12 protein-coding genes are annotated in these 15,358 nt (G+C 71.4%); 6 read left to right on the top strand and 6 right to left on the bottom strand.

Going from position 1 to position 15,358, the window contains the following annotated elements; all coding sequences use genetic code 11:
- Position 1: 1 nt before the first annotated feature.
- Positions 2–886: a LysR family transcriptional regulator gene (locus BFF94_RS34260; RefSeq protein ID WP_128845714.1), complete on the bottom strand. Its 885-nt coding sequence runs from the start codon at positions 884–886 to the stop codon at positions 2–4.
- Positions 887–999: 113 nt separating this feature from the next.
- On the opposite strand from BFF94_RS34260, the gene BFF94_RS34255 reads away from it, so the two are divergent.
- Together BFF94_RS34255 and BFF94_RS34250 are read left to right on the top strand one after the other, a co-directional pair.
- Positions 1,000–2,196 carry a serine hydrolase domain-containing protein gene (locus tag BFF94_RS34255; protein ID WP_219140347.1) on the top strand — a complete coding sequence of 399 codons (1,197 nt, stop codon included), beginning with the start codon at positions 1,000–1,002 and terminating at the stop codon, positions 2,194–2,196.
- Positions 2,193–3,404, top strand: coding sequence for an MFS transporter (locus tag BFF94_RS34250; protein WP_219140346.1), 1,212 nt, complete (start codon positions 2,193–2,195; stop codon positions 3,402–3,404). Before BFF94_RS34255 ends, BFF94_RS34250 begins: the two co-directional genes overlap by 4 nt.
- A 27-nt stretch (positions 3,405–3,431) precedes the next feature.
- Here the strand turns inward: BFF94_RS34250 and BFF94_RS34245 are convergent, their stop codons facing one another.
- The 4 genes from BFF94_RS34245 to BFF94_RS34230 form a co-directional block, all read right to left on the bottom strand.
- The gene (locus BFF94_RS34245; protein WP_128849666.1) at positions 3,432–4,445 is read right to left on the bottom strand and encodes a sugar-binding transcriptional regulator; all 1,014 of its coding nucleotides are present in this window, start codon (positions 4,443–4,445) and stop codon (positions 3,432–3,434) included.
- Between the two features lie 64 nt (positions 4,446–4,509).
- Positions 4,510–5,991: a xylulokinase gene (gene xylB / locus BFF94_RS34240; RefSeq protein WP_219140345.1), complete on the bottom strand. Its 1,482-nt coding sequence runs from the start codon at positions 5,989–5,991 to the stop codon at positions 4,510–4,512.
- Between the two features lie 105 nt (positions 5,992–6,096).
- Positions 6,097–7,491: a D-arabinitol 4-dehydrogenase gene (gene dalD / locus BFF94_RS34235; protein ID WP_219140344.1), complete on the bottom strand. Its 1,395-nt coding sequence runs from the start codon at positions 7,489–7,491 to the stop codon at positions 6,097–6,099.
- A gap of 173 nt (positions 7,492–7,664) precedes the next feature.
- Positions 7,665–8,576, bottom strand: coding sequence for a LysR family transcriptional regulator (locus tag BFF94_RS34230; protein WP_128846781.1), 912 nt, complete (start codon positions 8,574–8,576; stop codon positions 7,665–7,667).
- A 97-nt stretch (positions 8,577–8,673) separates the two neighbouring features.
- On the opposite strand from BFF94_RS34230, the gene mdlC reads away from it, so the two are divergent.
- The 4 genes from mdlC (at position 8,674) to BFF94_RS34210 (ending at position 14,379) form a co-directional block, all read left to right on the top strand.
- A complete protein-coding gene (gene mdlC, locus BFF94_RS34225; RefSeq protein ID WP_219140343.1) occupies positions 8,674–10,281 on the top strand; it encodes a benzoylformate decarboxylase in 1,608 nt (535 codons plus the stop codon).
- Between the two features lie 29 nt (positions 10,282–10,310).
- Positions 10,311–11,762, top strand: coding sequence for an aldehyde dehydrogenase (locus BFF94_RS34220; RefSeq protein WP_219140342.1), 1,452 nt, complete (start codon positions 10,311–10,313; stop codon positions 11,760–11,762).
- 14 nt (positions 11,763–11,776) lie between these two features.
- On the top strand, positions 11,777–12,721 hold the full coding sequence (locus tag BFF94_RS34215) for a ketopantoate reductase family protein (RefSeq protein WP_128847591.1): 945 nt from the start codon (positions 11,777–11,779) through the stop codon (positions 12,719–12,721).
- Between the two features lie 260 nt (positions 12,722–12,981).
- Positions 12,982–14,379, top strand: a complete 1,398-nt coding sequence (locus BFF94_RS34210) for an MFS transporter (protein WP_219140341.1) — start codon at positions 12,982–12,984, stop codon at positions 14,377–14,379.
- Positions 14,380–14,401: 22 nt separating this feature from the next.
- Here BFF94_RS34210 and kynA read toward each other — a convergent pair whose 3' ends face one another.
- The gene (kynA, locus tag BFF94_RS34205) at positions 14,402–15,325 is read right to left on the bottom strand and encodes a tryptophan 2,3-dioxygenase (RefSeq protein ID WP_128843779.1); all 924 of its coding nucleotides are present in this window, start codon (positions 15,323–15,325) and stop codon (positions 14,402–14,404) included.
- Positions 15,326–15,358: the final 33 nt, after the last annotated feature.

Here is a 15,358-nt window from a genome sequence, read left to right as displayed (position 1 = left end):
GTCAGAGGCGCAGGTGCGCGGCCATATAGTCGACGAACGCGCGCAGCTTCGGTGTCGGATGCCGGCCTGACGGCCACAGTGCATGGAGCTGCGTGCGGCTCTCGACGTGTTCGTCGAGCACCGCGCGCAGCGTGCCGCCGTCGAGCGCGCCGCGCACGAAGAATTCGGGCAGGCACGCGATGCCGAGCCCGCGCATCGTGAAGCACAGGCGCGTTTCCGCGCTGTTGCTGACCATCGATACGGGCACCTCGGGCGGCATGCCCGAGCGCGGCACGCGCAGCGGCCAGGTTTCGAGCTTGCCGCTGCTCGGGAAGCGGTAATGCAGGCAGCGGTGCCGCGCGAGATCGGCCGGCGTGCGCGGCGTGCCGTGCCGGTCGAGATAGTCGGGCGACGCGACGAGGTGCTGGCGGAAATGGCCGAGCAGCCGCGACGACAGCCGCGAATCCGACGGCTGGCCGGTGCGCAGCACCGCGTCGAACCCTTCGTCGACGACGTCGACGAGCCGGTCGCTGAAATCGATGTCGAGCTCGATCTCCGGATACGCGGCCATGAAATCGGCGAGCACCGGCAGCAGCAGCGTGCCGATCGTCGGCAGGCTCACGCGCAAACGCCCGCGCGGCGCTTCGGCGCTGTGCGTCAGTTCCCGTTCGGCCGCGTCGATCTCGGCGATCACGCGCCGGCACCGTTCGAGAAAGCGCGTGCCTTCGGCCGTCAGCGTGATGCTGCGCGTGCTGCGGTGAAAGAGCCGCACGTTCAGGCGCGCCTCGAGCCGCGCGATGCGCTTGCCGATCGCCGACGCCGACAGCCCGAGCGCGCGGCCGGCCGCGACGAAACTGCGCGTTTCCGCGACCTGAACGAACACGACGAAGCCGCCGAGATTTTCCATGAAGGTTTCCGATTGCGGACGCCGGCGTCCGGATTGTCCGGAACTCTAACCCGGTTTTTCTTCTTGCGTCGGCTCTCTACGATGGGCGTTCCTTCACTGTATGAGGTCACGCCATGTCATCCCTGCCTGTCACCGCCCATCGCGCCGGACCGGACGCCGCGCTGCGCCACCGGCTCGACGGCGTGCTCGATCGCGCGCTTGCCGACGCGCGCATGGTCGGCGCGGTCGTGCTGGTCGCGCGCGACGGCGAACTGCACTATGCGCGCGCTGCCGGGCTGGCCGATCGCGAAGCCGGTACGCCGATGCGGGAAGACACGCTGTTCCGGCTCGCATCGGTCTCGAAGCCGGTCGTGACGGCCGCCGCGATGCGGCTGGTCGCGGCAGGAAGCATCGCGCTCGACGAACCGGTCGCGCGCTGGCTGCCCGAATTCCGCCCGGTGCTGCCCGACGGCGCGCCGGCCGCGATCACGTTGCGCCATCTGCTGTCGCATACGGCCGGCCTCGGCTACCGCTTCCTCGAAGCCGACGGCGACGGCCCGTATGCGCGCGCCGGCGTGTCCGACGGGATGGATCGCGCGGGCATCTCGCTCGCCGAGAACGTGCGGCGCATTGCCGGCGTGCCGCTGCAGTTCGCGCCGGGAACGTCGTGGGGCTATTCGCTCGCAACCGACGTGGTCGGCGCGCTGATCGAGGCGGTCGACGGGCGGCCGCTCGCCGACGCGGTGGCCGCGCTCGTCACGACGCCGCTCGGGATGACCGATACCGCGTTCGTCGCGCACGACGCCGCGCGCTTCGCGACGCCTTACGTGAGCACGCCGGGTGCGCCGCGCCGGATGGCGGACGTCGATCTCGTGCCGGCGTTCGACGGCACGGTCGGCATCCGCTTCGAGCCGGCGCGCGGGTTCGATCGCGATGCGTGGCCGTCGGGCGGCGCGGGGATGATCGGCACCGCGCGCGATTGCGTGACGCTGCTCGATGCGCTGCGCACGGGCCGCGACGGCTGGCTCAAGCGCGCATGGATCGACGAGATGGCGCGCATCCAGCCGGGTGCGCACGAACTGCAGGATGCGCCGGGTTTCGGCTTCGGGCTCGGCTTTTCGGTGCTGCGCGATCCGGCGGCCGCGCAGTCGCCGGAGTCGGTCGGCACCTGGCGCTGGGGCGGCGCGTACGGGCATGCATGGTTCGTCGACCGCGCGGCCGGGCTGACGGTCGTCGCGCTGACCAACACGCTGTACGAGGGCATGCACGGGCGGATCGTGACCGACGTGCGCGATGCGGTCTACGGCGTCGATGTCGGGAGCGCGACATGAGCGACTGCCCGTTGATTGACGGCGAGGTTTCCGTCGGGCCGGCGCCGGCGCGCGAGCGCCTGCCGGTCGCGAACCTGCTGGCGCTCGCGACGGCCGGCTTCATCACGATCCTCACCGAAGCGTTGCCTGCCGGGCTGCTGCCGCTGATGAGCGCCGACCTGCGCGTGCCCGAGGCGCTGATCGGCCAGCTCGTGACCGTGTATGCGCTCGGCTCGATCGTCGCGGCGATTCCGCTCGTCGCCGCGACGCGCACGATGCGCCGGCGCCGCCTGCTGCTCGCGGCGCTGGCCGGCTTCGTCGTGTCGAATGCGCTGACGGCCGTGTCGCCGTACTACGCGGTGACGCTCGCCGCGCGCTTCGTCGCCGGCATGGCGGCCGGGCTGCTGTGGGCGCTGCTGGCCGGCTACGCGAGCCGGATGGTCGGCGCGTCGCTGCGCGGCCGCGCGATCGCGGTCGCGATGCTCGGCGCGCCGGTCGCGATGTCGATCGGCATTCCGGCCGGCACCGCGCTCGGTGCGGCGCTCGGCTGGCGCGTCGCGTTCGCGGGCATCACGCTCGCGGCGCTCATGCTGATCGGCTGGATCCGCATGCGCGTGCCCGATTATCCGGGGCAGCAGGCCGGCGCACGCGAGCCGGTGCTCGGCGTGATGACGCTGCCCGGCGTGCGGCCGGTGCTGCTGGTGATGTTCGCGTACGTGCTCGCGCACAACATGCTGTACACATACGTCGCGCCGTTCCTCGCGGGCGTGCGGATGGGCGAGCAGGTCGATGCGGTGCTGTTCGTGTTCGGCATCGCGTCGCTGGCCGGCATCGCGTTGACGGGCGCGTGGATCGGCGCCGCGCAGCGACGCCTGACGCTCGCCAGCATCGCGCTGTTCGCGCTCGCGGCGGCGCTGCTCGGCGCCGGCTCCGGGATGACGACCGTCTATGCGGGCGTCGCGCTGTGGGGGTTCGCGTTCGGCGGCGCGCCGACGCTGTTCCAGACGGCCACCGCGAACGCGGCAGGCGACGCTGCCGACGTCGCGCAGTCGATGCTCGTGACGGTGTGGAATCTCGCGATCGCGGGCGGCGGCATCGCGGGCGGGATGCTGCTCGGCGCAACGGGCGCCCGCGCGATTCCGTGGGTGCTCGTCGCGCTGCTGGCGGCTGCGTGGGTCGGCGCGTGGCGCGCGCGACGGCATGCGTTTCCGGCGCCGCGCTCGGCCTGAGCCCGGCTGCGGCGTGCGGCTGCGGCGTCAGGCCGCCTTCGCGTCGAGCGCGGCGCGCGCGCAGGTTTCGTCGGTGACGAGCCCCGACAGCCAGCCGCCGCGCAGCGCGGCGATCACCGCATCGTGCTTCTTCGGGCCGCCTGCGAACGCGATCGTCGGCAGTTTCGGCGGCGTGGCGAGCGAGACGCTCGTCACGCGTGCGCTCGTCGACACGGCGATCTGCGTGCCCTGCGCGTCGATCGGCACGCCGAGCAGCTCGGCCACCGCGCCGAGCGCGGTCATCTCGTCGCGCTCCTGTTCGGTGATGAAGCCGTCTTCGTAGAGCGGGCAGTGCGGGCCGATGTTGCCGATCCCGACGAACGCGACGTCGGCCTTGCCCGACAGCGCCTCGACGATCCGGTACAGTCGGTGATTGCACCACTGCGCGCGCTCGGCGTCGCTGTCGGCGAACAGCGGCGCGGGCAGCAGGAAGTGCTTGCTGCCGGTTTTCTCGGAGATGTATTGCGCGACGTCGTAGCGGTTCGATGAACCGTCGGCCGCGATCGCGCCGACCATCGACACGAGCCGGTGCTGCGGCCGGTCGATCTGCGCGATCTGCGCGACCGCGGCCTTCAGCGTCCGGCCGCTGCTGACCGCGATCACCATCGGCCGCGTTTCGTTCAGGTAGCGCTCCATCACCTGCGCGCCGGCGACCGCGAGCTTGCGGTCGATCGCGTCGGGCGCATCGGCATCGACGGGCACGACTTCGCACATCGCGAGGCCATAGCGTTTCGACAGTTGCGCGCCGAGATCGAGACAGTCGGCGAGCTGGTGGTCGACGCGCACGCGGATCAGGTTCTTCTCGACCGCGAACGCGACGAGGCGCTGCGCGACCGGGCGCGACACCTGCAGCTTTTCGGCGATTTCGTTCTGCGTGTCGCCCGCGACGTAGTAGAGCCACGCGGCACGTGTGGCGAGATCGAGTTTTTCTGAGGACTTGGACACGATAGCGATTCGGTTCGGATCTGGGGGCCGCTCCGCGGGCCGGCCGGCGGCCCGCATGACGGCATCCACTGTACCGCATGTCGCGCGCGCGGCCGACGGCCGGGGCGCGCGACCGCGGCGCTTACGCGAGCCGCGCGCGCGACGGTTCGTACAGCGGGCGCACGTGGCGGTATAGCGTGCGGAACGCGTCGAGACGTTCGCGCAGCAGCGCATGGCGAGCGGCGTCCGGTGCGTATTCGGCGCGCACCGGTGGCTTGGTCAGCACCGCGTGCGGATCGCCGCCGACGGCCAGCCAGCCGAGCCGTGCCGCGCCGAGCGCCGCGCCCGTTTCGCCGCCGCCGTGCTGGCACGTGCGCACGTTCAGCGCGTCGGCGATCAGCTGCGCCCAGAACGCGCTGCGCGCGCCGCCGCCGATCAGCGACAGCCGGTCGGTTTCGACGCCGGCCGCATGCAGCGCGTCGAGGCCGTCGGCGAGGCCGAGCGTCACGCCTTCGAGCACCGCATAGCCGAGGTGCGCGCGCTCGGTCGCATGCGTCATCCCGAAAAACACGCCCTGCGCATACGGATCGTTGTGCGGCGTGCGCTCGCCGGACAGGTACGGAAGAAACAGCGGGGCCGTCGCGAGCGTGTCGGCGTCGAGCGCCTCGACTTCGGCGAGCAGCGCGGGCTCGTCGGTGCCCGTCAGCTTGCAGACCCAGCGCAGGCAGCTCGCGGCCGACAGCACGACGCTCATCAATTGCCAGCGATCGGGAATCGCATGGCAGAACGCATGCACGGCCGACGCGGGATTCGGCATGAAGCGGTCGCCGACCACGCTCAGCACGCCCGACGTGCCGAGCGACACGAAGCCGTCGCCCGCGTGGATCGCGCCGATGCCGAGCGCGCTTGTCGCGTTGTCGCCACCGCCGCCCGCCACCACGACGGCCTCCGACAGCCCGAGTTCGCGTGCGACGTCCGCACGCAGCGTGCCGGACGGCGCGTTGCCCTCGACGATGCGCGGCATCTGGTCGCGCGTCATCCCGCACGCGGCGAGCAGCGCGTCGGACCAGTCGCGGCGCGCGACGTCGAGCCACAGCGTGCCGGCCGCGTCCGACGGGTCGGACACTTTCGCGCCGGTCAGCCGGAACCGCAGGTAGTCCTTCGGCATCAGCACGCACGCGGTCGCCGCGAACACGTCGGGTTCGTGCTTCGCGACCCACAGCAGTTTCGGCGCGGTGAAGCCCGGCATCGCCAGATTGCCGGCCAGTGCGTGGAGATCGGGCGCGCGTTCGGTGAGCAGTGCGCATTCGTCGGCGCTGCGCATGTCGTTCCACAGGATCGCGGGGCGCAGCACGCGCTCGTCGCGGCCGAGCAGCACGGCGCCGTGCATCTGGCCCGACAGGCCGATGCCGCGCACCTGTGCGAATGATTGCGGATGCCGTGCGCGCAGCGCCGCGAGCGCGGCGAGCGTGCCTTGCCACCAGTCGTCCGGATGCTGTTCGGCCCAGCGCGGATGCGGCCGCGACACGGTGAACGGCGAGCCGGCGGTGCCGACGACCGCGCCGTCCGGGGCGAGCAGCAGCACCTTCACTTCCGAGGTGCCGAGGTCGATGCCGAGATACATGAGCGATCCGTTCCGTCAGAGAGGAGCCGCTACTTTAGCCGTGCCGGATGGCATGTGCCAAGCGGGTTCACCCGGCTGTCGCGGCCGGGCGCCGGCATTCGCGCGTCAGCGCGCCGCGAGCCATGCGTCGACCCGCGCGAGCCCGGCGCGCAGCGCCTCGAACAGCGCCGCGTTGCCGGCGAGCGAGCCCCACAGCGGGCGGCTCGCGCACAGCGCGACGACCGGGTCGTCGGCGTCGACGATCGCGCGCGCGGAGGCTTCGTCCATCACGCCGTCCTGGTACGCGTACGGCAGCGCGCCGCGTGCCCAGCGTTCGAGAAAGCGCAGGAACAGCGCGGGCAGCACGGCGGTGGCGACCGGCGCCGCGCCGCGCGCGAACGATTCGACCAGCGTCGGCGCGATGAAGCCGGGGATCTTCGAGAAGCCGTCGGCCGCGACGCGCTGGTTCGTGTCGAGCACGTACGGGTTGCCGAAGCGTTCGAGCACGACGTCGCGGTAGCGCGCGAGATCGAGCGGGCTCGGGGTGAGACACGGGATCACGTCCTGCGTCACGTAGTCGTGCGCGAAGCGGCGGATCGCCGCGTCGTGCGTGCCTTCGTGGATATACGTGTGGCCCGCGAGCGTGCCGGCCCACGCGATGCAGCTGTGCGTCGCGTTGAGGATGCGGATCTTTGCTTCCTCGTAGGGGTGCACGTCGTCGACGAGTTCGGCGCCGGCCAGCTCCCAGCGCGGCCGGCCGGCCGCGAAGCGGTCCTCGATCACCCACTGGATGAACGATTCGCCCATCACCGGGCACGCGTCGTCGATGCCGGTGGCCGCGAGCACGCGTTCGCGCACGTCGGCGGTTGGGCGCGGCGTGATGCGGTCGACCATCGCGCTCGGCGTGGCGACATTCGCGTCGAACCACGCGAGCAGATCGGCCTGCCCGCGCCGTTCGAGGAATTCGCGCATCCCCGCGCGAAAGCGCGCGCCGTTGTTGCGCAGGTTGTCGCAGCTCTGCAGCGTGAGCGGGCCCGCGCCGCGCGTCATGCGTTCGGCGAGCAGCGCCGCGAGCGCGCCGTACAGCGTCGTGCGCGCGCCCTGCAGATCGGCCGCCAGATCGGCGTTCGCGACGTCGAGCCGGTTGTGTTCGTCGAGGTAGTAGCCGCCTTCGGTGACGGTGAACGACACGATCCGGCAGGCCGGATCGGCGCCCGCGTCGATCAATGCGGCGAGGTCGATCGACCACGGCAGCACGCGCGTGATCGCGCGGATCGTCTCGTACGCGCGCTCGCCTTGCGGCGTGACGGTTTCGAGTGTGTATTCGCCGTGCTGCGCGGCGAGCGCGTCCATCGTCGCGCGCATGTCGTCGCGGATGTTGCCGACGGTCAGCGACCAGCGAACGTCCGCCGGCACGGCCGCGTTCACGCGATGCAGATACCACGCCTGATGCGCGCGGTGAAACGAGCCCGCGCCGATGTGCAGCAGCACGGGCGCGCGGGCGGAGGGCGATTCGCTCATCCGGTGTCTCCTGTTCGTGCCTGTCTTTCCTGTTGAATACGATCATTTGCTCTTTGTGTGAGCGAATGATCGTATTCGGGCGAACGAAAGTCAAGGCGGGGAAACGGCATTTCGATGGTGCGCTGCGGCGGCGCGCGGGCCGGGCGGGAGCGGGGGGACGGAAGGGCGCGGCGTCAGCGTCCTTCGCGCGTCAGCGCGACGAGTTCGTCGAGCAGCTTGCCGGCCGGCCCCGGCAGGATCCCGTGGCGGCGCCGGAACGCGGTGAGCGTGCGCACCGCGACGACCTCGCGCACGGGCAGCGTGTCGATCGTGCCGGCGCGCTGCTCGGCGCCGTACATCGGCTCGGCCATCCAGCTCAGGAAGCCCGCGTGCGCGACGAGGCTCTTCAGCGTCGTGACCGAGCGCGTCTCGACCGCGATGTCGGGCAGCGCGAGCCCGTGCGCGTCGAAGGTCGCGCGCATGTGCTCGAACGGCGCGGTGCCGCGCGGCGGAATCGCCCAGCGCGCATGCAGCGTATCCGCGAGCGTCGGTGCGCGGCCGAGCGCGCGCAGCGGATGGTGCGGCGCGGCAACGATATGGCTGCGATCTTCCCAGCGGCACTCGGGAATCGCGACGATCTCGTCGGTGTCGGGCCCGTGCGCGGACAGCGCGAGATCGATCTCGTGCTTGTTCAGCCCTTGCGCGAGCCGGTCCCACACGCCTTCGATGATCTCGACGCGCAGGTTCGGCCAGCGGTCGAGCACGCGGCCGACCGCGACCGGCAACACGAGGCTCGCGATGCTGCCTACCGTGCCGACCTTGATCGTGCCTTTCGCGAACCCGCGCATCGCGTCGAGTTCCTCGCGCGCATGCTCGGCCTCGTGCTGCAGCAGCGTTGCGTGCGGCAGCAGCGCTTCGCCGAACGCCGTGAGCTGCACGCCCTTCGAGTGGCGCTCGAACAAGGGCGCGCCGACCTGGTCCTCGAGCCGCTTCAGGATCCGGCTCAGCGCCGGCTGCGTCACATGCAGCGCGTCGGCCGCGCGGCCGAGGCTGCCGCACGCGACGATCGTCGTGAAGGCGCGCAATTGTCGGAGGTCGAAAGGCATGCTGGAATGTAATGGCTTATCGCAAAAAATACAGTATCCGATAATGGCTTGCGCTTCGATACTGTGGAAACCGCCAAGCCATCGAGGAGCGCCGAGCATGTCCGGCCACCCACCCCCATCCGCCGCATCGATTACCGTTCGCGATGCGGTGATCGACCTGCTTCGCCAGTTCGGCATCGACCGCGTATTCGGCAATCCCGGTTCGACCGAGCTGCCGATGTTCCGCGACTTCCCGGCCGATCTCCGCTACGTGCTCGGCCTGCACGAGGCCGTCGTGGTCGGGATGGCCGACGGCCATGCGCAGGCCACCGGCAATGCGGCGGTCGTCAACCTGCATTCGGCAGCGGGCGTCGGCAACGCGATGGGCAATCTTTTCACCGCGTTCAAGAACCGCACGCCGCTGATCGTCACCGCGGGCCAGCAGGCGCGCGCGATCTTGCCGTTCGATCCGTTCCTCGGCGCGACGCAGGCCGCCGAGCTGCCCAAGCCGTACGTGAAATGGAGCATCGAGCCCGCGCGTGCGCAGGACGTGCCGGCCGCGATCGCACGCGCGTACCGCATCGCGATGCAGGAGCCGCGCGGCCCGGTGTTCGTGTCGATCCCGGTCGACGACTGGGACCAGCCGGCCGAACTGCTGCCGCGGCGCGACGTCAGCAGCGTCGTGCGGCCCGATCCCGACGCGCTCGCGCGGCTCGGCGATGCGCTCGATGCCGCACGGCGTCCCGCGCTCGTGGTCGGCGCGGCCGTCGATCGAGCGGGTGCGTGGGACGACGTCGTGCGGCTCGCCGAGCGGCACCGTGCGCGCGTGTACGTCGCGCCGATGTCAGGGCGCTGCAGTTTCCCCGAGGATCATCCGCTGTTCGCCGGCTTCCTGCCCGCGATCCGCGAGAAGATTGTCGCGCGGCTCGACGGGCACGACCTCGTGTTCGCGTTCGGCGCGCCCGCGTTCACCTATCACATCGAGGGCTTCGGCCCGCACGTGCCGCCGGGCGCCGCGCTCGTGCAGCTCGTCGACGATCCGGGCGTCGCCGCGTGGACGCCGTCGGGCGACGCGGTCGTCGGCAACCTGCGGCTCGCGGCGCGCGACCTGCTGGCGCGCCCGGCGCCGCCCGAGCGGCCGATGCCCGCGCCACGGCCGCCGCGTGCGCGCGTCGACACGCCGGCCACCGGCGAGCGCATGCCGGTCGCGTTCGCGCTGCAGACGCTCGCCGACGTGCGCGACGCGCACGACATCGTCGTCGAGGAAGCGCCGAGCGCGCGGCCCGTGATGCAGGAGCACCTGCCGTTCACGCGCAGCGGCACGTTCTACACGATGGACAGCGGCGGGCTCGGCTACGGGATGCCGGCCGCCGTCGGCGTCGCGCTCGCGCAGCCGGGCCGGCGCGTGATCGGGCTGATCGGCGACGGGTCGAGCCTGTACTCGATCCAGGCGCTGTGGAGCGCCGCGCAGCTGAAGCTGCCGATCACATTCGTGATCCTGAACAACCGGCGCTACGCGGCGCTGCAGGATTTCGCGCCCGTGTTCGGCTTCGGCCCCGGCGACCCCGTGCAGGGTACCGATCTGCCCGACCTGGATTTCGTCGCGCTCGCCGAAGGGATGGGCTGCCGCGGCGTGCGCGTCACCGATGCCGCACACCTGCGCGGCACGCTGGCCGACGCGCTGCGCGCCGCGACGCCGGTCGTCGTCGAAGTCGAGATTGCCTGACGCGCAGCGCGCGTCTTTCCGGAGATTCCATGCAGACCGTAGCGATGCTGATCGGCGGCGAACGCCGCCATTCGTCCCGCGGCGCGACCTTCGTGCGCCGCAATCCGCTCGACGGCGAAATCGCGTCCGAAGCGCCCGCGTGCACCGTCGACGATGCGCGCGCGGCAGCCGACGCGGCCGCCCGGGCGTTTCCCGAATGGGCCGCGCTCGGCCCCGGCGCGCGTCGCGCATTGCTGCTGAAGGCGGCCGCCGCGCTCGAAGCGAAGCATGAGCAGTTCGTCGCCGCGATGGCGGCCGAGACGGGTGCGTCCGCGCTGTGGGCCGGCTTCAACGTGCACCTTGCCGCGAGCGGGCTCGTCGAGGCCGCGTCGCTGACCACGCAGGTCGGCGGCGAGCTGATCCCGTCCGACGTGCCGGGCTCGCTCGCGATGGGCGTGCGGCAGCCGGCCGGCGTCGTGCTCGGCATCGCGCCGTGGAATGCGCCGGTGATCCTCGCGACGCGCGCGCTCGCGCTGCCGCTCGCGTGCGGCAACACGGTCGTGCTGAAGGGCTCGGAGCTGTGTCCCGTCACGCACGGGCTGATCGTCGAGGCGTTGCAGGAGGCCGGGCTGCCGCCGGGCGTCGTCAATTTCGTGACGAACGCGCCTGAAGACGCCGGCGCCGTCGTCGACGCATTGATCGCGCATCCGGCCGTGCGCCGCGTGAATTTCACGGGCTCGACGCGCGTCGGCCGGATCGTCGCCGAAGCGTGCGCGCGCCACCTGAAGCCGTCGGTGCTGGAACTCGGCGGCAAGGCGCCGTTCGTCGTGCTCGACGATGCCGATATCGACGCGGCGGTCGCGGCGGCCGCATTCGGCGCGTTCGCGAATTCCGGGCAGATCTGCATGTCGACCGAACGGATCATCGTCGACGCATCGATCGCCGATGCATTCGTCGCGAAGCTCGCCGGCAAGGCCGCGTCGCTGCCGCTCGGCGACCCGCGCAGCGGGCCCGTCGTGCTCGGCTCGCTGATCGACCTGAAGGCCGTCGAGCGCTGCAACACGCTGATCGACGACGCGCTCGCGCACGGCGCGACGCTGCTGTGCGGCGGCAAGGCCGACAGCACGCTGTTCCCGGCCACGCTGCTCGATCGCGTGACGCCGGCGATGCGCGTCTACGCCGAGGAATCGTTCGGCCCGGTGAAGGGGATCGTGCGGGTCGACGGCGAGGACGCCGCGATCCGCTGCGCGAACGACAACGCGTTCGGGCTGTCGTCGGCCGTGTTCAGCCGCGATGTCGCGCGTGCGATGCGCGTCGCGGCACGCATCGAATCGGGCATCTGTCACGTGAACGGCCCGACCGTGCACGACGAGGCGCAGATGCCGTTCGGCGGCGTGAAGGACAGCGGCTTCGGCCACTTCGGCGGCAAGGCCGGCATCGCGGCGTTCACGGACCTGCGCTGGATCACCGTGCAGACCACGCCGCGCCACTATCCGTTCTGACGAGGCCACCGACGATGAGGATCGCGATTCTGGGCGCGGGGGCGATGGGCTCGCTGTTCGGCGGGCTGCTGGCCGAAAGCGGCGAAGCCGTCACGCTGATCGATGTCAACGACGCGCATCTCGATGCGATCCGCCGCGACGGGCTGCGCATCGACGACGGGCGCGGCGAACGGCGCATCCGCGCATTGCAGGCCGTGCGGCCGGAGGTGGCGAATGCGGCCGCGGCCGCATCGCCCGGCACACCGTTCGACCTGCTGATCGTTTTCACGAAGTCGCTGCACACACGTACCGCGCTCGACGGCGTGCGTGCGCTGCTGACGCCGAACACGCACGTACTGACGCTGCAGAACGGGCTCGGCAACGTCGAGACGCTGAATGCGTTCGTGCCGCTCGAACGCATCCTGGTCGGCGTGACGACGTGGCCGGCCGATGCGGCAGGGCCCGCGCACGTGCGCTCGCACGGCGCGGGCACGATCCGCATGATGACGGCCGACGGCGCGGCACGCCCGTTCGCGGCGGCCGTGGCCGATGCGTTGTCGCGCGCGGGGCTCGCATGCACGCTCGATGCCGACGTCTGGGCCGCGATCTGGGAGAAGGTCGCGTTCAACGCGGCGCTCAACACGCTGTGCGCGGCGACGGGCTGCACGGTCGACCAGCTCGGCAACCATCACGACGGGCCGCGGCTCGCGCGGGCGATCGCGGCCGAGACGGCCGCCGTCGCCCGCGCGAAGGGCATCGCGGTCGACGGCGAACGCATCGCGCGCAATGTCGAACATGCAATCGGCGAGCATCGCGGCCATCGCCCGTCGATGCTGCAGGACGTGCTCGCGGGCCGCCGCACGGAAATCGACGCGATCAACGGCAAGGTCGTCGCGGCCGCGCGCGAAGCGGGCGTCGCGGTGCCGCATGCCGAGACGCTGCTCGCGCTGGTGCGGCTGATCGACGCGCGGATGAACTGAGCATCAGGCCGGCGGCCGGCTTGCGCCGCACAACGACACGAGCGCGCCGCACGCGGGCGATCGCGCCGGATCGAGACGGGTTGGACAAGATGCCGGCGCCGAAGCGTGGACGCCGGCCGACCGCGCAGCACGAGATCCGGGCAACGCGCCGATGCGCAAGCCCGGACCACTGGAGACGCCATGAAAGCCATCGAAAGCCGTTGTCTTGTCGCGCGCCGCTCGCGCACGTTGCCGCCGGCGCGCGGTGCCCGGGAGGTCGCATGAGCACGCGCGACGGATTGCAGCCGCCGTCGGTCGACATCGGCACGACGCTCGACGACGGGCCGTTCACGACGATGCAGCGCTGCGTGGTGCTGCTCGCCGCGCTCGCGATCGTGCTCGACGGCTTCGACGGCCAGCTGATCGGTTTCGCGATTCCCGTGTTGATCCGCGAATGGGGCATCACGCGCGGCGCGTTCGCGCCGGCTGTCGCGGCCGGGCTGATCGGGATGGGCATCGGCAGCGCGTGCGCGGGGATCGTCGCGGACCGCTTCGGCCGCCGCCAGGCCGTGATCGGCAGCGTGTTCCTGTTCGGCGTCGCGACCTGCGCGATCGGCTTCGCGCCCGACGTCACGGCGATCGCGGTGCTGCGCTTCTGCGCGGGGCTCGGGATCGGCGGCGCGTTGCCGACGGCCACGACGATGACGGCCGAATACACGCCCGCGCGGCGCCGCACGATGATGGTGACCGCGACGATCGTCTGCGTGCCGCTCGGCGGGATGCTGGCCGGCCTGTTCGCGCACGAGGTGCTGCCGCGCTACGGCTGGCGCGGGCTGTTCTTCGCGGGCGGCGCGCTGCCGCTCGTGCTCGGCTTCGTGCTCGTGCGCGCGCTGCCCGAATCGCCGCGCTATCTCGTGCGACGCCCCGCGCGCTGGCCGGAGCTCGGCGCGCTGCTCGCGCGGATGCAGCGGCCGGTCGCGCCGGGTACGGTGTTCACCGATACGAAGGATGCGCGCGCGCCCGGCGGCCGCGGCGGCTTCGGCGCGCTGTTCGCGAGCGGCCAGGCGCGCGACACGATCGCACTGTGGTGCGCGTTCTTCATGTGTCTGCTCGCCGTGTATGCGGCGTTCAGCTGGCTGCCGACGATGCTGGCCGCAAGCGGGCTGAGCGTGTCGGTCGCGGGGGCGGGGCTCACCGCATACAACCTCGGCGGCGTGATCGGCGCGCTGCTGTGCGCGTGGGCGATCTCCCATGCGGGGTCGCGCTGGCCGCTCGCGCTGTGCAGCATCGGCGGCGTGGCGAGCGCGGTGTGGCTGACGGGCGTCGATGCGAGCCGGCACACGGGCTGGCTGATCGTCGGGCTCGGCATGCACGGGCTGTTCGTCAACGCGGTGCAGTCGACGATGTATGCGCTGTGTGCGTACATCTACCCGACGGCCGTGCGCGCGACGGGTACCGCGAGCGCGCTCGCGTTCGGCCGGCTCGGCGCGATCCTCAGCGCGTTCGCGGGCGCGGTTGTGATCACCACGGGCGGCGCGACGGCCTATTTGACGATGCTGGCGATTGCGATGGGCGTGGTCTGCGTCGCGCTGCTCGTCGTGCGGCGGCATATCCCGCGACTGTCGCGCGCGGCGGTGCAGCCGCGCGAAGGGGAGGAGCTGGCCCGCACGTCGCCGTGACGGCGTGCGGGCACGGCACGCGTTACAGCGTGGTGCGCACGTGCCAGAGCTCGGGGAACAGCACGACGTCGAGCATCTTGCGCAGATACGGCGCGCCGCTCGTGCCGCCCGTGCCCTGCTTGAAGCCGATGATGCGCTCGACGGTCGTCACGTGACGGAAGCGCCACTGGCGGAACGCGTCCTCGAGATCGACGAGTTCCTCGGCCATCTCGTAGAGCTCCCAGTGCTGCTGCGGGTGACGGTACACCTCGAGCCAGGCGGCCTCGACCGTTTCGTCATGCAGCGTCGGCTGCGTCCAGTCGCGCTCGAGCCGCGCCGGCGCGATCGGGAAACCGCGTCGTGCGAGCAGGCGGACGACCTCGTCGTAGAACGATGGCGCCTCGAGCGTCGCGCGCACCTGTTCGAGGATGTCGGGCCGGTGCGCGTGCGGCTGCAGCATCTGCACGTTCTTGTTGCCGAGCAGGAATTCGAGCTGGCGGTACTGGTACGACTGGAAGCCCGACGACTGCCCGAGATACGGCCGCATCGCCGAATACTCGGACGGCGTCATCGTCGACAGCACGCTCCACGCCTGCACCAGTTGCTCGAGGATGCGCGACACGCGCGCGAGCATCTTGAACGCGGGCGGCAGCGCGTCGCCGCGCACTGCATCGAGCGCGCCGCGCAGCTCGAACAGCGCGAGCTTCATCCACAGCTCGCTCGTCTGATGCTGGATGATGAACAGCATCTCGTTGTGATCGGGCGACAGCGGATGCTGTGCGTCGAGGATCGAATTCAGCGACAGGTAATCGCCGTAGCTCATCGACTTCGAGAAATCGAGCTGCGCGTTGTGCCAGCCGGCATCGCCGGGCACGTGCGGCGCTTCGTGGGCCGCTTGCGCCGGTTGTGCGGTGCGCGCGCCCGAGAACGGGCAGCCCGCCGGCGCGTCGTCGCCCGGTGGCTGCATATGACCAGAATTCACGACTTTCTCCAGGATTGA

This window comes from Burkholderia catarinensis (assembly GCF_001883705.2).
GTDB lineage: Bacteria > Pseudomonadota > Gammaproteobacteria > Burkholderiales > Burkholderiaceae > Burkholderia > Burkholderia catarinensis.
The sequence above is the reverse complement of the archived record's forward strand: the minus strand, read 5'-3'. Positions and strand labels throughout refer to the sequence as shown.